This is a genomic window from Flavobacterium sp. PL02, assembly GCF_035013205.1.
Classification (GTDB): Bacteria; Bacteroidota; Bacteroidia; order Flavobacteriales; family Flavobacteriaceae; genus Flavobacterium.
Window position 1 is genome coordinate 1,404,549 of sequence record NZ_JAYGJP010000001.1, and the last position, 21,960, is coordinate 1,426,508.

Consider the following 21,960-nt stretch of genomic DNA (forward strand, 5'->3'; position numbering starts at 1 on the left):
CCAATCATGAAAACAATACTTGAAATTTTATCGTACGGATTATTATCCTTGATTTTAACCCTTGTTTTTGTTCCAATGATTAGGAAAATTGCAATAAAAGTGAATCTTGTTGATAAGCCTAATTATAGAAAAGTTCATTTAAGCGCAGTGCCTTTGGTTGGTGGAATTTCAATAGCTTTAGCTGTATTAGTTACTATTTTTACTTCAAGTTTCAGAGTTATTTTTCTTAAAGAATACTTCCCAATATTTGCGGCAGCAATGGTTTTGTTGATCGTTGGAGTTATTGATGATAAAAAAGATATAAAAGCAAAATACAAATTAATTATTCAGGTACTTTTAGCTCTTATAATTGCATTTTCAGGTACAAGAATAACATCATTATATGGGTTGTTTGGAGTTTATGAAATTGTAATTTGGCAACAATATATAGTCACAATTTTGACGATAACAGGTGTTGTCAATGCCTTTAATCTTATGGATGGAGTTGATGGTTTAATTGGAGGGCTATCTTTATTAGGATTTTTAATTTTATTTTTTGTGGCTATTTATTTTAATGATTATAACTTGGCTTTTTCAAGCGCATTATTTATCGGAGCCGTTTTAGGTTTCTTAAAATTTAACTTAGGCAAGAAAAAGATTTTTATGGGAGATTCAGGTTCCTTATTTATCGGTTTCATTTTAATTACAGAAGCAATAAAGCTTTTGCAAAAACAGCAAATATATAAAGACCACAATTGTAGTTACACTATAATACTACTTATTCTGTTTTTCTCAATTCCAGTTTTAGATTCTTTGCGGGTTTACATGGGAAGAATTAAAAGAGGTAATTCCCCCTTTAGTGCAGATAAATCACATTTACATCATTTACTTCTAGGAACAGGACTTAATCATAAAAAGACGACACTCGTGGTTAGTGCTATTTTTGTATTCTTACTTTTTATTGCGTTGATGTTGCGATATTTTGTGTCAATTACTTTTATAATAGCTATTAGTATTATTGCATTTTCAACTATAATCAGAGTGCTTTTAATGATTAATAAACTTCATCTGTGGAGACTTAAATTAAAAAAACTGGAAAATAGATAAAACGTTGTTTTATATGCAAAGACTTTTCTTAATTCTATTATCCTTTTTTAATAAAGGTATTATATAAAATAGAAGTTGAATAAGTATACCAAATGAAAGATTATCTTATCACTGAGAATGCAGGATCTGTTTAATATCTGTTTTTCAAATGAACTATGGTTTGGTAACATTTAAATTCTAACTAGTTAAAAAAATAATCATGAAAATTCTCTTAACAGGCGCAACAGGTTATATAGGCAAGCGAATCTTACCATTATTAATAAAGGAAGGTCATGAAGTTATTTGTTGTGTAAGAGATAAAAACAAATTTTATTATCCTGATAAATTTGAAAAAAATATAAAAGTTATTGAAGTTGATTTTCTAAATCCCGAAAGCCTAATAAATATTCCTAATGATATCGATGCAGCATACTATTTAATTCATTCTATGTCTGGTACAGCCACCAATTATAATGAATTAGAAAGTATTTCAGCAAATTATTTTATAGATAAAATAAATAAGACAAATGCGAGGCAGATAATATATTTAAGCGGTATTGTAAATGATAAGTCTTTATCTAAACATCTATCTTCAAGAAAAGCAGTTGAGGATATTTTAAAAACAGCAACAATCCCCACAACGACTTTAAGAGCGGGAATTATTGTAGGATCAGGAAGCGCCTCATTTGAAATAATACGTGATTTGGTAAGCAAGTTACCTGTCATGATTACTCCGAAATGGCTTAATACCAAATGCCAGCCAATAGCTATCACTGATGTTTTAGAATTTTTGAAAAAATCATTATTAAATACCAAAACATATAATCAGAGTTTTGATATCGGAGGCCCGGATATATTAACTTATAAAGAGATGTTATTGCAATTTGCAAAGGCAAAAAATCTCACAAGATATATTTATACCATTCCGGTAATGACTCCAAAATTATCATCTTACTGGCTATATTTTGTAACTTCGACCTCCTATAAATTGGCATCTGCTCTGGTTAGTAGTATGAAAGTGGAAGTCGTTTGCAATGATAATAGAATTAATGCACTATTAGAAGTGTATCCAATTACTTACGTGCAGGCATTAGAAAGTGCTTTAATGAAAATTAATGAAGAATGAATTGTTATGGGGTGATAGGAATTTTAAAAGTACTGTTTTTACAATTGAAAAAAATATAAATAGAGAGGGATGTAATTTAAAACAAAACCAGGATCTAAATTACAGATCCTGGTTTTTATTTAATTATTTATACTTAATGTTTATACTAATAATATCAGATGTCATGTTAGTAGTTCTGGTATAATGACCATACCTAATCTCCAATGTATTCCAATGTTTAAGACCGAAAATTCCATTAGGAGGCGTGTATTTCATCCCCATCCCAAAGAAACTACTATCGAACTTTGATAAATCATAGTTGCTGGTGTAGTATTCATCTGCAGCTGTATGTTCGCCATAAGGTTTAAAATACTTCGTTCCTGTTTGGGTATAATATCTGTAAAATGGACTTAATGAAAATGCTTGAGTTAATTTTACAGGAACTTCAATATCGGCCGTATGTGCTTTTAAACTCCAATCGTCTGAATAGTATCTATAATAAGCTCTTATAATAATGTTGTCTCCTAAAAAATAACTAGCTCTAATTCCCAAAGGAATCTTTAATCTGGTATCTGGCATTTTTTCCTGATGTACAGAACCATCAGTGAAATACACTCGATGAAACGGCAGACTTAAATACCCATTTTGGCTAATTACATCGCCTACTAGCATTACTTGCAATCTTTGGTTTATAATCTGAGCGTAACTTAAAGTTCCTGCAAAAGTGTTTCGATTCGCAGTATCATAACCCTCACTACCGGGAACACGAAGTTCGATTGGCGCAATTAGTTTTAATTGATCAATAAAAGTTTGGAATTTGGCTGTAAATTCTCCATTTCTATCTTTGGTTTTTTGAGAGAAACTTATATTTCCTCCAAAAGATTGATAATCAAATTCCGTTGAAGACGAAACTCCAATACCAATAGTTCTTCCTTTTGCTTCATTTTCTCTAAGATAAGATAAAGAAGGATAAAAGCGGTTGTCTGATGATGAGGCCGATGAATTAGCGCTTAAATCAATCATATCTGAAGAGGCAGAAGTATAATGATCAATACCTGCTTCGATATCAAAAGTATGTTTGATTCCTGTTTCTCCGTATTTTACCAGTTTAACATCGATGGTATTGGCAATATCTGTAAGATGTTGATCGCCAATTCCTCCGGTAACAGCTGAGTTATCTCCGTTTTGGTTATAATAACTAGAAACTAAATTTACTTCTTCAACTTTTAGTTTCTTGCTTTTATAACTGGTAGAATCTGTAGGAATGTTTTGTGCTCTTAATTGAAATAGTCCCAATAAGGCAAATCCTGTAATAAAAATTCTTTTCATTTGTTGATGGTATGAAAATTAGTTACAACCGCAGCCACCGCCGCTTTTTCCAGCATTTGCTCCGGAAGCTCCTTCACGGTAGGATTGAAAACTGAGTTCTGTCTTTTCGATTTTTCTATTAGAAAGTACCATTTCAGAATCGTTTATTTTTCCTTTTTGGTATTCTTTTACCGAAGTACAAGAGGTGAGTAGAATGCCTGTAAAAGCAATGCTACAGAATAGTACGAGCGCTTTTTGTTTTGGCTTTTTCATTTCAGGTTGATGTTTTTTGAAGTGTAAATTTTATTGTTGTCGTCAATGATAATACAATATAAATCGGGAATTTGATCTATTAAAAATAAACCTGCTTTAATCCCCATAACAGCAATTGGAGTTGCCATTGCATCTGCAAACTCGGCATTTGCAGCAATAATAGTGACACTTTTTATTCCAGTTACTGGTAATCCTGTTTTTGGGTCTATGGTATGCGAATATTTTTTACCGTTAATGGTTACGAACTTTTCATAGTTACCAGAAGTTGCTATTGCTTTATTAGAAATCTCCATATACGAAAATGCCGCAGTAGGAGAGTCGGGATTGGCAACTCCAATGGTCCATTTTTTGCCATTAGGTTGTAATCCCCATGCCGAGAGATCTCCGCTTGCATTAATGATTCCGCTTTGAATATTATGTTTTAAAAGCACTTGCTTGGCCATTTCAGCTGCATAGCCTTTTCCGATTCCACCAAAACCAATTCGCATTCCTTTTTTCTTTAAAAAGACAGTTGTATTTTTTTGGTCTAGGATAATATTTCTGTAATCTATAAGATGCACCATTTTTAATGCCGTGTCAGCATCTGGCAGTTTAGTCATTGATTTATCAAAATTCCAAAGACTTTTGTCGATACTTCCATAAGAAATATCAAATGCTCCTTGTGTAATTCTCGAAATACCAAGGCTTCTTTCAATTAGGTTAAAAACTTCCAGATCTACTTTTACAGGTTGAATTCCTGCATTATCATTAATCAGATTAGTTTGACTATCATTTTTATAAGTAGTCAAAAGTTTTTCAATCCGTTTGATTTCATCAATCGCCAGATTAATATTCTCGTTTCCAATCTTCTCATTTTCTGCAACAACAGTAATAGTAAAGTTGTTTCCCATGAGTTTTAGGGATTGTGAATATTTTTGATTTTTCAGGATGTTATTTTTTACTATCACAGATCGCTTTTATTTCGGCTGTCCACTCTTCGGGAGTCATTTCTGGTTTTCCATGCCAGGTTTTAATTACTTTGCCATCTGCATCCAGAAGAAGTGTTAAAGGGAAACTTCCTTCTTTGTTGTATATTTCGGCTAAATCCTCGTTTCGTTTTACTTGCTCTGGAGTTCCAATGTTTTTCTTCTTGCGGGGAAAATCAGCATTAACTAATACTAAATTTTCATTTGCCATGTCTGCGAATGACTGATTTTCCAAATAGTCTCTACGCGTTACAATACAAGGCCCGCACCAGTCTGAACCTGAGAAGTTCAATAAGATTAATTCGTGCTTTTCCTTTGCAATTTTTTTTGCATTATTAAAGTCGGATTCCCAATTTATAGGAAGTACTGTCAATAAAAGGAACATTGTAATTAGTTTCATTTTGCAGTTTTGTTTTTAGGTATTTAGGAAATAACGAATTGGGACTTTGTTTATTTTTTAGATTCGCTTAAGATTAGATTAAATTTAGGCAATATCTTGTTTGCTTCTTTTATATAGTTTTACAATTTCGTACCAAGCCACTGACACAAATCCTGTAGCAATTGCTATTACTAATTGATTGGTATTTAAAAAATCAAATTCAAAGAATAAGGTTAACGGTTTTATATAAAGGATTAACCCTAAAAGAATGATTGTAATTAAAATAATAAGTGGTACCATTGGATTTTTATATCTAATTGTTGTCAAGATTGAATAATAAAACGAGCGGTTAATTAAAGTAAGGAATATATTAGCAACTATTAGAACAGTAAAAACCATAGTTCTGGTTAATGCTTCATTATAATTATTAAAAGTACAATATTGATAAATAGATAGTGTTCCGATTGTAATAATTATTCCTTGCAAAAAGCTTGTAGATAATTCTTTCCAATTAAAAAAAGTTGTTGTAAAAGGTTTGGGTTTTTGAGACATTGTATTTTTTTCCATGGGTTCATTTTCATAAATTATGGAACATGTAGGGCCCATTATCAATTCAAGAAAAATGATATGTATTGGCGAAAAAATATTTGGATAGACCCACCCTAAAGCCAGGGGGATAAAGACTATTAATATTATAGGTATATGTATTGAAATTATGTATTGAATTGCTTTTTTTAAATTGGCATATATTTTTCGGCCTACAGCCACAGCTTCTACCATTTTTGAAAGATCATCTTCTAGTAAAATTAGTGACGCGGCCTGCTTTGCAATTTCTGTACCTTTTTTACCCATCGCTATACCAATATGTGCGGCTTTTAGTGCAGGACCATCATTTACCCCATCTCCGGTCATAGCTACAATTTGGTTATTTTGTTTTAAAGCATTTATTATTTTTAGTTTAGCTTCTGGAAACATTCTCGTAAAAATGTTTATTTTCATTACATTGGTTTGTAATTCATTATCATTCATTTTCATCAATTCATCTCCAGAAATACTTTTATCACAATCTTTAAACCCTATTTGTTTTGCGATTGCTTGTGTGGTTGGAGTATTATCACCTGTTATTATCTTTACCGAGATTCCTGCGTTATAAAAATTTTCCAATACTTTTTGGATGTTTTTCTTTGGAGGGTCATAAAAGGCTACAATTCCTAAAAACTTAAATGGAAAATCTTGCTGATTAAGAGGGAAAGTATTTCCTGTAAAAGTTGATAAAGCTACTCCAAGGACTCTATATCCATCTGCAGATAAGGTATTTATAGCGTCATGAGTTTGTTTTTTTTCAATCTCTGAGAGCATAGCCACTTTCAAAATGGCCTCGGGTGCTCCTTTAGCAGCTATAATGCGTTTACCATCAATGGCTTCAAATATATGAGTCATCATAGGAGGTTTACCACCAAGTGGGTATTCATGAATGAGTTTATAATTTGAACGATCGTCTTTCTGGCAGGTCTCTTTATATGCCTTATGCAATGCAATTTCCATTGGGTCAAAAGGAATTGGTTCACTTGCCCACATAGCAGCAGTTAGTAATTCTTTTTCTTCTTCTGTATCAATATTTTCTAAGGTTATTATTTTTTGGCTTGACATTAAAAATAATTTAGCAAGCGTCATTTTATTCTCCGTAATCGTACCTGTTTTATCGACACAAATTATTGTTGCGCTACCTAATGTTTCAACAGTTTTCATTTGTTTTACAACAACCCCCATTTTCATTAATCTCCAAGCTCCTAAAGCCATAAAAGTTGTAAAAGCTACAGGGATTTCTTCAGGTAATATACTCATAGCCAGAGTTAATGATTGTAGCAGGCTATTTATTATATTTTGTGAATACAAGTAATTTATTATCCAAACTATAGCAAAAACAATTGTCCCGACTATAACCATTTTTTTTACAAAGTCACTTATTTGTATTTCCAAAGGGGTTTTCTCTTCTTTAATATGCTCTAAACTAGTGCCTATTTTACCTAATTTTGTTTGATTCCCTATGGCAGTTACTGTTGCGATTGCCAAGCCTGTAGCTACAGTAGTTCCTAAATAAATATGGTTATCTTCTTTTGTCTTATCCTTAAATACAGATAATGATTCTCCAGTGAGGATAGATTCATTTACAGAAAAATCATTTGAATGTACTATAATGCCATCTGCTGCAACTGAAGTACCTTCTTCAACAATCAAACTATCTCCTACAACTATTTCTTCACTTTTTATTTCTTCTTCTTTTCCATTACGAATCACTTTACACTTTGGTTGTGCAAAATCTTTAAGCTTTTCTAATGCGTTTTTGCTTCTTGAGTATTGAAATAATGATATCGATACTTGAAAAATGATTGCTGCTACCAGAAAAAAGCCATCATTTGTTTTACCGCTTATAAAATAAATAAGTGCTGCAATTAGAAGTAAAATTATCATTGGTTCTTTTGCAATCCGTTTAATTGTACTTAACAAAGTATTCTCTTTTTTGTAATCTAGCTTATTTAGGCCATACTTTTCCCTGGAAAGAATTACTTCTTTATCTGTTAATCCATTTATATTAAAATTATTTACAGGCATATTTGAATTGCTTTTAGGGATGGTTTATTTATTATTTGCTTCGTAAGTACATTATATTTTGAAGTTAGATATACGTATCATTTAATTTTTAAGTAGTTTGAACTCCAAACAGATACCCTACTAAAGCAGACATCCCCATTGCAATGGTTCCCCAAATGCAAATTCGTGCAACGGCTTTTAAAGTATGTGATCCACCCGCTTTAGCAGCTAATACGCCTGAGAAAGCTAAAAAGAGTATTGAAAAACCATATTGATAAAATACCATTTCTTTTATCGGCGCAAAAATGGCAACCAGAAGAGGTAACAAACCTCCAATAATAAAGGATACTGCCGATGCGAAAGCAGCAATTAATGGATTAGCCTGTGTGATTTCATTTATTCCTAGTTCATCGCGCGCATGGGTTTCAAGAGCATCATGAGCTGTCAATTCGATAGCAACCTGTCTGGCTAATTCTTTATCTAATCCTCTTTGAATATAAATATCCGTTAATTCTTCCAGTTCTTCTTCAGGCTGGGTTTCAAGGGCTGTTTTTTCTTTTTTTAAATCAGCTGCTTCTACATCAGATTGGGAACTGACTGAAACATATTCGCCAGCAGCCATAGAAAGAGCACCAGCAACTAAACCTGCAATTGCAGCAAGGAAAATAGGCTCTCTGGTTGTACTCGCCGCCGCAACACCAATTGCCAAGCTGGTTGTGGATAAAATACCATCATTGGCACCAAGTACAGCTGCCCTTAGCCAGCCACTTCTGTTAATATGATGATTTTCAACATGCATAGTTCTAGTTTTTATTTTTGTTTAATCCAGTCTGGATCTTTAGTGGTTTTTTCAAAACCTCCAAAATTAGTCTTCAATAACTGTCTTATTTGTAATGCTGTTTTATTTCGGGTAGCGTTTTTCCATTCATTAAAATCATAAATATAAATTTGTTGAGCATTAGGATTAGTTGTAAATGCTATTCGGGATATTAAGAATTTATATTGTTTTATTTGCTGAGAAACATGACGATTAGGCACTACAATGAGTATTGTTTCCCAATCTAGATAATTCTTAGGAATATCCTCACGGTCTTTTAACCCTAAAAATTCAAGAAAAGCTACTATTTTTTGGTCATTAAGTTTGTGTATGTTTAAATCTACTACTTTTAAAAGGCTATGAAGCTTTGCTTCATCTAGGATAAGACTCATGATATAATATACTATTTTTTATATAAAATTACATTAACCAAGTATAATATAATGGTTTAGGGAGGATAGAATGATTCTAAATTTTATAGTTTTGTTTTTGTGTTTAAATAGTTGGTTATAAAGTGATTAAATTTATTTTGTCAGCAATAATCACAGCGGGGATTTATGAAGCCGCTGTGGATTATAACTGATTTCTGCAAACACATTGATGTTGTTGCTACCTAATTTCAGAGTGTCTAATTTCACCGCCAGTAGTATCTGTTTGTTGGGCAAAGTATAAAACTACAAGACAGTATGCAATTATAGCATACCCAATGTAATTTGCATATGATTTCTTTTTCCAATTGCTCCATAAAGCTAGTATTGAGGTTATACCTAATATATAAGATAATAGGGCAAAAACTTCCGCTTTTTCTTCATGTTCGTGAATTAAACTTTTAGAAATTCCGTCAATTTGTTTTACTACATCCTCAGCTCCCTCGCCTGTAGTTATAGCAGCAAATGTTGTTATAGCTCCCAGAATAAAAATACAATAAGCGGTTCTTTTTACAATTTCTGATTTTACAGTAAATCCACCAATGAGAACCAATAAGCCTACGATTGGTATAATAATCGGCAAGTGATTCAATACTAAATGATAATGCGCTCCGTTCATAATGTTTTGTTTTAAGTTATTAATTTTTATTTATTTTTCATCAATAGGGTATAAGCTCCATTGGTAATCAATTTTTTGTTTTTAAGTTTTTCAGGGTTTAGAATCTCCAAATAGCCATTTTCTTTGGCTCTAAATGAAAGAGCTATTGTAATAATTTGCACCTGATTATTGGTTATATCTGGAACAGCATCAATGGGTAGGTTAGTGGCTTCGTATGAGCCATAGCCAATCAGGGCAATTATAATAAGCCCTACGATGAGTTTATTCCTCACGGAAAACTCAATTATTTTAGTAAGCATAAGTTTGTTTTATTAATCGTCGTTATAAAAAATAAGGAATAGCAAAGACACACGCCATTAGATGTGAAAGTTTTTAAGCCAATAAAAAACGATTAACAGTTTCTGGGTGGCTGCCAGATAGACGAAAGTGAAATAGAAGAATAGGAAAAAGAATATGTATATAAAATTTCTTTTTTATACTTAAAATTGACTTTTTGTATTGTTTTATATTCTTGTATTAGTGGATAAAAGACAACTGAGGATATATTAGTATGTGATTTAAAAGGTAATTTCATATCCTTATCATAATCAGCATCAAATACATGTTGCGCCTGGTAATGAATATGTAAAAAGTTCAAAATAGTCAAATTACTATTTTGCTGTTTGTGTTCCATATAATGTTCTACCAAGAGAGGTAGCTTTATTAATTCACCTAATTGAGTAATTGAGAGTAGGTAAACAGATAAAAATAATATGGATAAATATTTTTTCACAGTACAAATATACGTAATAGTCGGATGTTTTTTTTAGTAACCAATTGTTTATAAGTGTTGTAAATAGTTAAAAGAGGTTCAATAGTTTTGTCTCATCAAGAGTCTAGTTTTCGTAGCGTATATAAATTTAGTTTATTTATTTAATTGTAAATCAATAAACTAAAGAAATCGATACAATGGGTGATTTATTTAAAAGTTAAAGGGTAGTAGTGTTATCTATATAGAGCTTGGCATACATTTGATTTTCTATTCACTTTATAGTTGAGGATATAAAAAGACTTAGGTTTTAAAAAGTTTGAATCTGCAAAGAGAACTCTTATTAGAATTGAGGTTGCGCACATGTTGAAAAAAAACAAATAAGAAATCGAGAGAATAGTAGTTAAAAACAACTATAAGTGTTTGTTTTTTTTTGATGCCGAAAAAGCATCCGAATATCTTTGCAATGTCGAATTAATAAAAAATAGTACTTATGCTAAATACTAAAATGATTGGCAATAAAATTGCCGAGGCTCGAAAAAGAATAAATATTTCTCAAGCTCAGCTTTCTCAGCGGCTATTCATAAGTTCTCAGGCGGTAGGAAAGTGGGAGCGTGGTGAATCAATGCCAGATATCACTACTTTTAGCCGTCTGGCAGAAATTCTGGGTGTCGATCTTAATTATTTTTCAGAGCATTCCCAATCTGAAACGACTGAAACAGTAATCGATGCGTCTATTGTTAAACAATCTGATGAATTGCAATCCTCATCTATTAAAGAGGAGAAAAAGATTAAGTGGGATTTGTCAGATGGTAACTGGATAGAAGCTGACTTTTCCGGATTGAAAAACCTGCATGAAAAATTCAGTTCCTCCAACATGCAGCGTTGCTTTTTCATTGGTTCAGATTTGTCTGGTCTTCTTCTAAAGAATAATAATGTTGATGGCTGTGATTTCTCAGATTCTGACATCAGCAATAGCCAGATTCAGAAATCCAATTTACACAAAAATTTATTTAAGGGATGCAGTCTGAAAGAGGCAGAATTTTCTACTAGTTATATTATGGGATGTAATTTCTCTGGAGCAAATCTTACCAGAGTGAATTTTCTAAAAAATAATCACGTTGATACTTGTGACTTTTCAGGTTCGGATATTAGCAGCAGTCACATTCAGGGCTCTAGCTTAGCCAATACTATTTTTAAAGACTGTTGCCTTAAAGAAACGGAGTTTTCAAGAAGTAGTGTCATGAGGTGTGATTTTTCTGATGCCAATTTTTCTGGACTGGCCTTTAAATCTGGAGCTTTTGGGAAGAATACAATTGTAAATGTTATTTGGAATCACACTTCTTTTACAGCAATGGAGATTGAAGATATAGTTTTTGAGGGTAGATTAGAAGACTGTTATTTTGAAAACTGTACCTTTAAAAGAGTAACATTCCAGAATGCTGTACTTACGAACACTTTCTTTAAAAATAATAATTTGAAACGGGTTAAGTTTGTAGACTGTCAAGCAGATCAAATGACCTATGAGTTTCTGAAAAGAGGAAGCGCGGATTTGACGGGTATCAAATTATTAACACCCTAAAGAAGATTTTTACAAAATAGCTTAATGAGAATTAACTATCAATATGAGTTTGGTGAAGAAAACCTGTAGCATCTTAATAAAAGGAAAAAAAAATGCTAAATCTTTCGATTTAGCATTTTTTTTAGAGCGTATTTTTCCTGAATCTTTTTGATTGTTTTTTTGTTTAACTAGTTTACCAACATTTGCCTCCTATCTGTATCAGAGGACATTTAATGGTTTGGTAAGATTTACTATTTAAGTGTGGGTGATAAAGCCTCATTTGTTATTGATAATTTTGGAAATTTCACCAAAGGTGTCGACAAAAGGGATTATGGGATCTAACTATATGATTTATCTTTTAGGAGTTCTAAATCTTTTAATCCATAACTAATAAAGGCTATTGCTTTCCAATTCAGAAGAAGTAAAATAATTTCTTTTAGATTATAGATTAAAGCCGAACTAGTAATAGTTCGGCTTTTTTTATGCGAAAAAACTATTCTAGAACTATTTTTTTAATTGTTTCATTAATGTTTTTTTATTAGGAAAAATTAGATTTAATTTGCCGAAAACTAACAAATAAATATGAAAAAAATTTTAGGAACAGGATTAGTGATTTTATCATTATTCTTTGCAGGATGTAGTAGCGATAGTGGCGATGATACTAATGACGCAAACAATGCTAATAATGCAAACAATCAGGCTAGCTCAATTACTGCAAGTATTAATGGTGCTGCCTGGACAGGTAAGGTTAATAGCGTAACATTAATTCGTGCAACAAGTACAAAAGAGCAACGTTTTGATATAAGTGCTCAGGATGCATCACAATTATTGTCTTTGACATTTTCTAGCGAATTAACGACTGATAATGGGATGCCTGTGCGTACTTATTCTTTTGATGAAGAAAGCGAAACAAGCGATGCATTATTTATAAATACGTATTTAATAGGGAATAGTACTTATACTGAGCATGCTCCTAAAATAGGGAAAATAACAGTTACCTCTATTGATAAAGAAAAGAAAACTATTTCGGGAACATTTAGTTTTACTGCTATAAAAGCTGGTTCGTTGCAAAATCAAATTGTAACTCCAGAAACGGTAGAAGTTAGCAAAGGTGTTTTTACAAATTTATCTTATAAGGTAATTACGATAGATTAATTATTCTAAAAGCATAAAAAAACCGAGTCATTTCTGGCTCGTTTTTTTTATGCTTTATACTTTTTAAAATTCAATGTATTCGTCTTCTGGATTTCTTATGATTATTGCTCCAACCGTAATTATCATTTCATCTTTAGAGGCAGTAGTTTTCTTTAAATTTATTTTAATTTTTGGGTTATGGGTAAGTTTTAATTCTACATTATCATAAGTAAGATAAGATACTTGTAATATATCTCCTTTTTTTGCCTTTATAGAGAATTTACCATCAAAAGCAGTATGCATACTTCTTCCTTTTATCTTTATAGTTGCTCCAGGCATTGGTAGTTTTTCTTCGTCATAAACGGTTCCTGTATATGTAATCTCGTCTTTATCATCGGCAGAAATCGTGTCGTTGGGGAGTTTTATATCGGTTTGTTCTGTTTTTATAGCTTCTTGTGCTTTTACACTTTGATTTCCTAATCCTAAGAAAGTAATTACAGACGCGGCAGCTATCATCCAGAAAGAATTTTTTTCTTTTGGAACCATAATATTGCGGTTAAGCTGTGTGTTATTAAAACGTCCACATAAGCTATTATTCTTGGTATATGCTATAAGAATTTCTCTATCTGATGCTTTTGTAAAATCAATCACATTTTTCTGGCAGTTGCTACAAAATCTACCTTTTTCGGTTGGTGTCATTTCTAGCCAGTTTTCGTGACAAGGTTTTGGAATTGATATTTTGATATTATTTTTCATTTTAATTTTAATTTGAATTAAATTTTCATCAGACAAATAATATTATGGAGTACATTTTTTGTGTGTGCCTAGCTTTTGTGAGTTTTATAAATGTATTTAATCATCTTCTGTTTTTGCTGTAACGACTTCTCCTATAAAATAATAATTTTTCATTATTGGTTTAATTTTAATATCATTTTCAAGTTTAAATTCGGTGGTTAAAAAATCTTCATGTTGAAATATTAAAACTGCTCCTTTTTTTGCCTTTATTGTAAACTCTCCGTCAAAATTAGTTTTGGTTTCAATTTTGGTTCGTTTTACTTTAACATTAGCATCTGTTATTGGGTTATTTTGAGAATCATATAAAGTTCCTGTATAGGTTATGAGGTCTTTTTTAGACTTAACCTTTATATTGTTTTTAAGTTGTTTGCGGTCTGTTTGTTCTGTTTTTGCCTTTTCTTGTGCTCTTATTATTTGATTTCCTAATCCTAAAAATGCAATTGCTGATGCTGCAGCAATCATCCAGATTGATTTTTTTTCTTTAGGAATTATCATTTTTCTATTAAGTTGTGTACTATTAAAACGTCCACATAAGCTATTATTCTTGGTATATGCTATAAGAATTTCTCTATCTGATGCTTTTGTAAAATCAATTACATTTTTCTGGCAATTGCTACAAAATCTGCCTTTTTCGGTTGGTGTCATTTCTAGCCAGTTTTCGTGACAAGGTTTTGGAATTGATATTTTGATATTATTTTTCATTTTAATTCAAATTAAATTTTCATCAAACCCATAATGTTATGTAGGCACATTAGCTGTTTAAAGATGCAATAAATATGACATATACACTTCTTTTTGTTCCAGATTGCTTTTACGAGTTTAAAAATAGGGATTAATTGATTAAGGATCTGAATATTTTTTTAAATGATTAAAATTTTATAGAGGTTAATGTCAAATTATCTTGTCAAGATTAATAAGAACTTGACTCAGGTTATCTTAGGGTTATACTATTTTATCCGATGTTGTTTTTAGTGCATTCTTTTAGCTAAAACATTGGTTTCCATTATTTTTTATTCTTTTTATTTGTAGCAAATCAGACATAAATAGTCTTTCCTTTTTCTAACTTTAAAAACCATAATTATGTATTCAGAATTTTTAGTTTCAATACTTTTATTTGTTGTTTCAATGGTATTAATGCTTTTTCCACCAAAAAGAATTAATCGCTTTTATGGTTATCGAACTAAAAAATCGATGAAGAATATCGAGAATTGGAATTTTTCAAATCATTTTGCCTCTATTGCAATTTTTGTAATCTCAGTTGGTAATATTATAGGGTTTTGTGTTGCGTCTTTATTTGTAGATGGAGTAAATAAAATTGTTTTTGCTGTAATTTTATTAGCTGAATTGGGATTGGTTTTTCTTATTACTGAAAGAAAATTATCTGAATATGAAAAAATAAGTAAATAGGATGACATCTATTTTATTTTTTAAAAAAATGAAAGCACTATCATTGGTAGTGCTTTTTTGTATATCGGGATATTCACAAGAAGTTTTTACATATGAGAAAGAGATCAGTGAAATCGGAAAATATGACTCTACTGAGATTGAAATCGAACAAACCGAAGAAAAAATAAAACTTTATGGAACTTTAATTTGTCCTAAAACAGAATTTGATAAAGTAGTAATTATTATACCAGGTTCAGGTAAAGATTCCAGGAATAGTCATTATATTTTGGTAGAAGAGTTATTGAAGAATGATATTGCCGTTTTTAGATATGACGAAAGAGGTGTTGGGAAATCTGAGGGTAAATATAACATGGTTTCTTATTGTATATCTGACAAGATAAATGATGTTATTTATGCAATTGAACATATCAAAAGTTTACCATTCTTAAAAGATAAAAAAAATGGTGTAATTGCACATAGTGAAGGTGGTTTAGCAAGTATTGGAGCAATTGAAAAAGGAACAAATGTTGATTTTTTAGTCCAATGGGCCACACCAGTAGAAAAGCATGGAGCTTTCTTAAAATACCAAGTAAAAACTGGAGTAAATTTACAAGAGAGGAATCTTCAATATACAGATTTAGAAACTAAACTCGAGGTTATGGACTTGATCCATAAGATGGTAGAAGAAAATAAAAATGATGCTAACGATTTATTAAGAGAGAAAATTAAAATTTCTTTAAAAGAAAAAGGCTTTAAGAAAAAACAATTCGAATGGTATATTTCTTTTCCTACCTATTTAGATTTATTAAGAAAGAACTACGAAGACACGTACAGAGCTCTTAAAACACCTACACTTTATATAATTGGAAGCAACGATAAATTTGTAGATCCAGTATCGAATATCAATATTTTAAAAAGCTTTGACAATGATAATATTGAAATAAAACTTTTTAATAACCTCAATCACTATTTGACTTATGGTGAAATAAAAGCAATGAATTTTCATTTATATGAAATAGATAGTTTGGCCTTAGTAGAGATTATTACTTGGGTTAAAAAGATTTAGTTATTCTTTGCTTAAAATAAAATAGGTGTTTTTAAGGTAAATGTCTGGTCTTATATTCTTTAGAGAAAATAAAAAGCAAAGTAATAGCATAAATGATTTTATAGCTTAAAAATTAAATCATAAAGGCGAATAATATTGTGATAACACCATTTTCACATTCATATTTTACCGTATTTATGAGAGAAATCTATTTTCGGGAACTAAAAAATACGGTTGAGGTCTAAAAAATGATTCTTCGGTAATTTTAGAAAGAGTCTAAACGAATAATTAAGGAACTTTACTTCTATAATTATTTAATTGATATATTATGACTTCACCACTTACTATTATTGCAGCTACAAATTTTTCCGATATAGCAAATAACGCTGTTGCTTATGCAGCGGGACTTGCAAAAGCCACAAGTGCCAAGCTTGTTTTGTTTAATTCCTTCTCTTTGGGTTTACATAGTTCTAATGCTCATATTACTGCCGAAGCTATGCAAAAGCAAATCGAGAAAGCTACCGAGAAACTAGAAATTTTCGGGAAAGAAATAGCAGATCTTTATACTATTGAAGTAAGTTGTTTTTGCAAATATTCTTTCCTGGAGGATCAGCTTACATCGATAATTGATGATACTAATGCTGAGTTAGTTGTCATGGGAATGGCAGAGCGATCTTTTGAGCAGGAATTATTAGGAAATTCGACAACATCGGTAATAAAGAACTTAAATATACCAGTATTGGCAGTTCCTAAAAATGCTAGTTTCCAGAACATACAAAAAATACTCTATGCTTGTGATACTTTAAGTTTCTCTTCGATAAAAAGATTTAGTTGGTTAAAAGATATTGTAGGTAATCTTGGTGCCGAGCTAGAGTTTTTTAGTGTAGATGAAAAAATAGACAATCTTAAGCAGGAGCAGGGGGTACAGCTATTAAATTCTTCGCTTGAAGAAGAGTTTAAAGAAGTTAAATATATTTATAAAACGGTTAAGTCTAATGCTGTAATTAATGAGATCAAGAAAGAAATCAAGAATTATAATGCAGATATTTTAGTAATGGTACCACAAAGGTATGGTTTTTGGGATTCTTTGGTGCATAAAAGTAAAACCAGAATTATGGCAGTCGGTTTAGATATACCCCTATTATCTTTTCCTAATTTCTGATGATATTTTTATTTTATATAAAAGCAAAGAAATAACAATATAATCGATTAAAAATGAATGCAACAATTACGGCTATAGGTGGCTTTGTACCGACTTCTATACTAAGTAATGAGATGATATCTGAAACGGTTGATACAACTGGAGAATGGATTGAAAAAAGAACTGGAATAAAAGAACGTAGACTGGCTACTGGCAAAGATCAAGCAACCTCAGACCTTGCTTGTGCTGCAATTGAAAATTTATTGCAAAACTATGATGTTGACCCAAAGGAAATAGATGGTTTATTGCTGGCAACGGCAACTCCTGACCATCTTTTGACTCCTACAGCAAGTAAAGTATGCGAAATAAGCGGACTTACTAATGCATTTGGACTTGATCTTAACGCTGCTTGTAGTGGTTTTTTGTACGCGCTAGAAGTGGGTACTGCCATGATTGAAAGTGGTCGATATGAAAAAATTATTGTGGTTGGAGCAGATAAAATGAGCTCAATTGTAGATTACGAGGACCGCAATACCTGTATTCTTTTTGGTGATGGGGCTGGTGCAGTCCTTTTGGAGAAAACAGATTTAGAATATGGAATGATGAAAAGCATCTTGCGTACAGACGGAAGCGGCACATCTGCATTATTAGTACCTGGAGGCGGTTCTAAGCTTCCTGCTACAGTGGGAACTATTGTAAACCGAGATCATTATATTAAGCAAGAAGGGGCTTTTGTATTTAAAAAAGCTGTTGAATCTATGAGTAGTGTTTCTCAAGATGTTCTTGCTAGTAATGGCTTAAGTGTAGAAGATGTTGATTGGGTTGTGCCACATCAGGCTAATTTAAGAATCATTAACGCTGTAGGCGAAAGTTTAAATATTGGAACCGAAAAGGTTAAGGTGAATATTGATAAATATGGTAATACAACATCTGCAACGATTCCGTTATGTCTTTGGGATTTTGCAGCTGATTTTAAGGAAGGCCAGAACATATTAATTACCACCTTTGGAGCTGGTTTTTCGTGGGGAGCGACTTGTATAAAATGGGGAGTTATGCGAAAACAGAAACCTGTAAAGTCTTCAAAAAACGATAAAAAATCAGAATATGCTTTAACACATTAATAGAGATTTCAATTACTTTAATAATTTTCTTAATACAACAACTGTTCTTACTTATTAGCTTATGAATTCAAAAACACAAAATAAAACTAATGGTAAGAACTTTTTCTATAAATATTATAGGATTATTGTAATACCAGTTGTTTTTTTAGTGTACCTGTCTTCTTATTTTGTTTTAAATCCTTACAGAAGTTATGGACAAGATTCTTTATGGGATTTAGATTGGACTCTTGATATATTCTTGATTTTAGCATATTGTGCGATCCTTACTGAATTAAGTCTTTTTGTAGGACGTACGCTAAATCATTGGATTAGCTGGGAACAAAAGCCTATTTTTAGGGCTTTTGTGCAGTTTTTGTTTCTCATTATAGGTAACATTCTTTTAAATTATTTGTTTTCTTTTTTATGGCAATTTTTTTATCCCTGGACTCCGTTAAAAGAAAGTGAACTTCTGATTATATGGCAGTCAAATTTGATGGCAGCTATATTGTCACTTTTCATAAGTTTTATTCATACTAGTATATTTTTGCTTAATCGATGGCGCGTCACTTTGGATGAGGCTGCGGAGCTCAAAATTAAGGCTTCTCAGCTGCAAGAAGCTGTAACCCGCTCAGAGTTAGAGTCTTTAAAACTACAGCTTGATCCCCATTTTACGTTTAATAATTTTAGTACTCTTACCGAATTAATTCACGAAGATCCACTATCGGCAGCTTCATTTTTAGAGAATATCACAAAGGTTTATCGCTATATGATTTCTAACCTTAATAAAGACACTATTACGGTAAGAGAAGAAATTGAATTTTTAAATGCTTATTTTTATCTTTTAAAAAAACGCCTTGGTGATAAGGTTGAATTGAAAATACAAGTGAATATGACTTGTCTAGATTTTCATTTACCACCTTTAACACTGCAATTACTGGTAGAAAATGCTGTAAAACATAACGTGGCTACGTTGTCTAATCCGCTTATAATTTCTATTTATTCAGATGTTGGAGATATTGTTGTTAGGAATAATTTGCAACCTACATCAGGTAAAAGTTTTGATTCTACAGGTGTAGGGAATAAAAATATTGAATTTAGATATAAAATATTATTTGATCGAATGCCTGTCTTTTCGGAGTCTAATGGTTTTTATTGTGTTCGTTTGCCTTTAATAAAATAGTATGAAAATTTTAATTGTAGAAGATGAAATTATCAATGCCAATCGTCTTAAAAGATTGTTGGAAGAATTGGAGCCAGATTGTAAAATTCTGGATGTCATAGATACGGTTCAAGGTACGGTAACATGGTTAAATACCAATGCCATGCCCGATTTAATTACAATGGATATTCGTCTGGCAGATGGTATAAGTTTTTCTATTTTTGAAAAGGTAAAAATTACTTGTCCCATCATATTTACTACCGCTTATGATGAATATGCAGTGAGGGCTTTCAAGGTAAATAGTATCGACTACTTAATGAAACCGATTGAAAAGAATGAATTACAAGATGCTTTAACTAAATTTAAGTCTTTAGCAAAAGCAAAACATAATACCGAGGATATTGCAGATATTTTAAAAAAATTTGTTCATAAACCTTCCTTTAGATTGCGTTTTTTAGTTACTTACCGTGATGGATATAAAAGCGTGGTTGTTACCGATATTGATTTTATATACTCAGAATTTAAAACGTCGCATCTTTTTCTTAAAAATGGTACTATTATAGCCATTCCTCAAACAATGGAAGAGCTTGAAGAAGAACTCGATCCAAATATCTTTTTCAGAGCCAACAGGCAATTTTTTATACGGGTAGAAAGTATAAAATCTATTTCGAATTACTTTAATGCCAAGCTTAAAATACTACTTTACGGAGATTCTGAGCGTGAGGTAATCATTAGCCGAGAAAAAGCTCCTTTTTTTAAGCAATGGATGGATCGCTAATGCACTTAAAATTAGGTATAACTTACTAGTTTTATAGATACTACTCTTTTTTATTGCGGTAACTATTTATCATTTATTCAATGATTATTTAGTCTGTCTGCATTACAAATCCAAAAAATAAATTCAATTTTATTTCCTCATTGTAAATCAAACTAATAGTTCGGAAACGGATTGTAAACACAAATAGCATAAACATTGCCAACAGTTTCAAACGTTGGAACGCAATGCATTATCGCAATCTGTACCGCATGCTTGAAACCGTGGGCTTAGTTTTTTTTCCTTTGGTAACCTACGTATTCGTTTCAGTATTGAAAAATTACGGTTGGGTAATCTTCTAATAATTTAAGAGGGGTTTGGGGTGTTATTTTGTCGTCAAATTCGATGTATTCATTCAAAACGAAATAAAATGACAAAACAGTTTTTCCAAAATAATAAAACACTCAGCAAAATGGTAGTTTTATTGATTATCATTAGCTTTTCTTCGTGTGGAAAAGGTGGGGCAGAAGCTTTAGAAGCTCCAAAACCAGAAGTAGATTTTTTTCAGGCTAAATCTATGACAGGCGAAGTTGAAAAAAAATACCCAGGAATTATCGAAGGTTCAGTTAATGTAGATATAAAACCTCAGGTTTCAGGATATCTTGAAGCAATTTATGTAAAAGAGGGAGAGTATGTAAGCAAAGGACAATCACTTTTTAAAATTAAAGCAGATGTTTTTGTAGAGCAGGTTAATAATACTCGTGCTGCATATAAGAGTGCTTTGGCAAATCTTGCAAACGCCAAATTAGAGATTGAAAAGATTAAACCTCTTGTAGATGCTAAAGTATATTCGGATATGCAATTAAAAACTGCACAAGCCAATTATGAAGCAGCAGTAGCGCAAGCAGCTCAGGCAAAATCGGCTTTAGGATCTTCACAACTTAATGCTGATTTCTCTTTGATTAAAGCACCGGTAAGCGGTTATATCAGCCGTATTCCTAATCGTGTAGGTAATCTGGTTACCCCAACAGATGCTGTTCCATTAACTATTCTTTCTGAGATTAATACAGTATTTGTGTATTTCTCCTTGAGCGAAGCTGATTATTTGTCTTTTTCAAAAGATTCACAATTAAACCAATCTGTAAGTTTGATTTTGGCAGACGATAGCTTGTATGAACATCAGGGAAAACTAGAAGTTGCCAGCGGTAATATTGATCGTACTACAGGAACTATTGCATTAAAAGCAATTTTTCCAAATCCAAAGAAACAATTACGATCAGGAGGTTCAGCAAGAGTTGTATTAAATAGTAGTTTGTCTTCGGTAATTAGTGTTCCAATGGCAAGTGTAAAAGATATTCAGGATAAATTTTTTGTTTATGTTTTAAGACAAGGCAACAAAGTAGCGATGGTTCCTATTGAAATTACGGGTAGTGCAGGTGCAAATTATTTTGTAAAATCTGGTGTAAAATCTGGTGACAAGATTGCATTAAATACTATCGATGCACTTTATGACAATATGGAAGTAGTTCCAAAAGTAGCTGCAAAAGCGCTAAGCAATAAATAAATTTCGGTTTTAATATAAAATA

At 31.7% G+C, this 21,960-nt stretch carries 20 protein-coding genes and 2 pseudogenes; 11 read left to right on the forward strand and 11 right to left on the reverse strand.

What is annotated here, in order from left to right:
* Window positions 1-6 precede the first annotated feature (6 nt).
* Together SHI72_RS05925 and SHI72_RS05930 are read left to right on the forward strand one after the other, a co-directional pair.
* The gene (locus tag SHI72_RS05925) at window positions 7-1,086 is read left to right on the forward strand and encodes an MraY family glycosyltransferase (protein WP_323489353.1); all 1,080 of its coding nucleotides are present in this window, start codon (window positions 7-9) and stop codon (window positions 1,084-1,086) included.
* A 199-nt stretch (window positions 1,087-1,285) separates the two neighbouring features.
* A pseudogene (locus SHI72_RS05930) lies at window positions 1,286-2,188 on the forward strand (NAD(P)H-binding protein); the annotation flags it as partial.
* A 126-nt stretch (window positions 2,189-2,314) separates the two neighbouring features.
* On the opposite strand, the gene SHI72_RS05935 reads toward SHI72_RS05930, so the two are convergent.
* The 9 genes and pseudogenes from SHI72_RS05935 to SHI72_RS05975 form a co-directional block, all read right to left on the reverse strand.
* The gene (locus SHI72_RS05935; RefSeq protein ID WP_039115326.1) at window positions 2,315-3,499 is read right to left on the reverse strand and encodes a DUF3570 domain-containing protein; all 1,185 of its coding nucleotides are present in this window, start codon (window positions 3,497-3,499) and stop codon (window positions 2,315-2,317) included.
* A gap of 18 nt (window positions 3,500-3,517) precedes the next feature.
* The gene (locus SHI72_RS05940; RefSeq protein WP_229335590.1) at window positions 3,518-3,751 is read right to left on the reverse strand and encodes a DUF4266 domain-containing protein; all 234 of its coding nucleotides are present in this window, start codon (window positions 3,749-3,751) and stop codon (window positions 3,518-3,520) included.
* A complete protein-coding gene (locus SHI72_RS05945) occupies window positions 3,748-4,641 on the reverse strand; it encodes an FAD:protein FMN transferase (protein WP_323489354.1) in 894 nt (297 codons plus the stop codon). The genes SHI72_RS05940 and SHI72_RS05945 overlap by 4 nt, the downstream gene beginning before the upstream one ends.
* Before the next feature lie 40 nt (window positions 4,642-4,681).
* A complete protein-coding gene (locus SHI72_RS05950) occupies window positions 4,682-5,116 on the reverse strand; it encodes a thioredoxin family protein (RefSeq protein WP_086894058.1) in 435 nt (144 codons plus the stop codon).
* An 84-nt stretch (window positions 5,117-5,200) separates the two neighbouring features.
* Window positions 5,201-7,708 (reverse strand): cation-translocating P-type ATPase, encoded by a 2,508-nt coding sequence (locus SHI72_RS05955; RefSeq protein ID WP_039115330.1) that lies wholly within the window; start codon window positions 7,706-7,708, stop codon window positions 5,201-5,203.
* A gap of 88 nt (window positions 7,709-7,796) precedes the next feature.
* A complete protein-coding gene (locus SHI72_RS05960) occupies window positions 7,797-8,486 on the reverse strand; it encodes a VIT1/CCC1 transporter family protein (RefSeq protein WP_086894060.1) in 690 nt (229 codons plus the stop codon).
* 11 nt (window positions 8,487-8,497) lie between these two features.
* Entirely contained in the window at window positions 8,498-8,896 is a 399-nt protein-coding gene (locus SHI72_RS05965) for a hypothetical protein (protein ID WP_039120396.1), read from the reverse strand.
* Window positions 8,897-9,113: 217 nt separating this feature from the next.
* Entirely contained in the window at window positions 9,114-9,551 is a 438-nt protein-coding gene (locus SHI72_RS05970) for a hypothetical protein (protein WP_323489355.1), read from the reverse strand.
* A 119-nt stretch (window positions 9,552-9,670) separates the two neighbouring features.
* Window positions 9,671-9,850 (reverse strand): annotated as a pseudogene (locus SHI72_RS05975) (efflux RND transporter permease subunit); the annotation flags it as partial.
* A 942-nt stretch (window positions 9,851-10,792) separates the two neighbouring features.
* Here SHI72_RS05975 and SHI72_RS05980 point away from each other — a divergent pair.
* Entirely contained in the window at window positions 10,793-11,881 is a 1,089-nt protein-coding gene (locus SHI72_RS05980) for a pentapeptide repeat-containing protein (protein WP_323489356.1), read from the forward strand.
* Between the two features lie 561 nt (window positions 11,882-12,442).
* Window positions 12,443-13,015 (forward strand): DUF6252 family protein, encoded by a 573-nt coding sequence (locus SHI72_RS05985; protein WP_039115340.1) that lies wholly within the window; start codon window positions 12,443-12,445, stop codon window positions 13,013-13,015.
* A 63-nt stretch (window positions 13,016-13,078) separates the two neighbouring features.
* Here the strand turns inward: SHI72_RS05985 and SHI72_RS05990 are convergent, their stop codons facing one another.
* Both SHI72_RS05990 and SHI72_RS05995 read right to left on the reverse strand, forming a co-directional pair.
* On the reverse strand, window positions 13,079-13,750 hold the full coding sequence (locus SHI72_RS05990) for a carboxypeptidase-like regulatory domain-containing protein (protein WP_039115341.1): 672 nt from the start codon (window positions 13,748-13,750) through the stop codon (window positions 13,079-13,081).
* Between the two features lie 96 nt (window positions 13,751-13,846).
* Window positions 13,847-14,491 carry a carboxypeptidase-like regulatory domain-containing protein gene (locus SHI72_RS05995; protein ID WP_039115343.1) on the reverse strand — a complete coding sequence of 215 codons (645 nt, stop codon included), beginning with the start codon at window positions 14,489-14,491 and terminating at the stop codon, window positions 13,847-13,849.
* Window positions 14,492-14,869: 378 nt separating this feature from the next.
* Between SHI72_RS05995 and SHI72_RS06000 the strand changes: the two genes are divergently transcribed.
* The 7 genes from SHI72_RS06000 (at window position 14,870) to SHI72_RS06030 (ending at window position 21,938) form a co-directional block, all read left to right on the forward strand.
* Entirely contained in the window at window positions 14,870-15,196 is a 327-nt protein-coding gene (locus SHI72_RS06000) for an SdpI family protein (protein WP_039115344.1), read from the forward strand.
* Between the two features lie 28 nt (window positions 15,197-15,224).
* Window positions 15,225-16,241 carry an alpha/beta fold hydrolase gene (locus tag SHI72_RS06005; protein ID WP_323489357.1) on the forward strand — a complete coding sequence of 339 codons (1,017 nt, stop codon included), beginning with the start codon at window positions 15,225-15,227 and terminating at the stop codon, window positions 16,239-16,241.
* Between the two features lie 307 nt (window positions 16,242-16,548).
* Entirely contained in the window at window positions 16,549-17,382 is an 834-nt protein-coding gene (locus tag SHI72_RS06010) for a universal stress protein (protein ID WP_323489358.1), read from the forward strand.
* 53 nt (window positions 17,383-17,435) lie between these two features.
* Window positions 17,436-18,482, forward strand: coding sequence for a beta-ketoacyl-ACP synthase III (locus SHI72_RS06015; RefSeq protein WP_323489359.1), 1,047 nt, complete (start codon window positions 17,436-17,438; stop codon window positions 18,480-18,482).
* A gap of 61 nt (window positions 18,483-18,543) precedes the next feature.
* The gene (locus SHI72_RS06020) at window positions 18,544-19,641 is read left to right on the forward strand and encodes a sensor histidine kinase (protein WP_039118710.1); all 1,098 of its coding nucleotides are present in this window, start codon (window positions 18,544-18,546) and stop codon (window positions 19,639-19,641) included.
* Window position 19,642: 1 nt separating this feature from the next.
* Window positions 19,643-20,398, forward strand: coding sequence for a LytTR family DNA-binding domain-containing protein (locus tag SHI72_RS06025; protein WP_323489360.1), 756 nt, complete (start codon window positions 19,643-19,645; stop codon window positions 20,396-20,398).
* Window positions 20,399-20,804: 406 nt separating this feature from the next.
* Window positions 20,805-21,938: an efflux RND transporter periplasmic adaptor subunit gene (locus SHI72_RS06030; protein ID WP_323489361.1), complete on the forward strand. Its 1,134-nt coding sequence runs from the start codon at window positions 20,805-20,807 to the stop codon at window positions 21,936-21,938.
* Window positions 21,939-21,960: the final 22 nt, after the last annotated feature.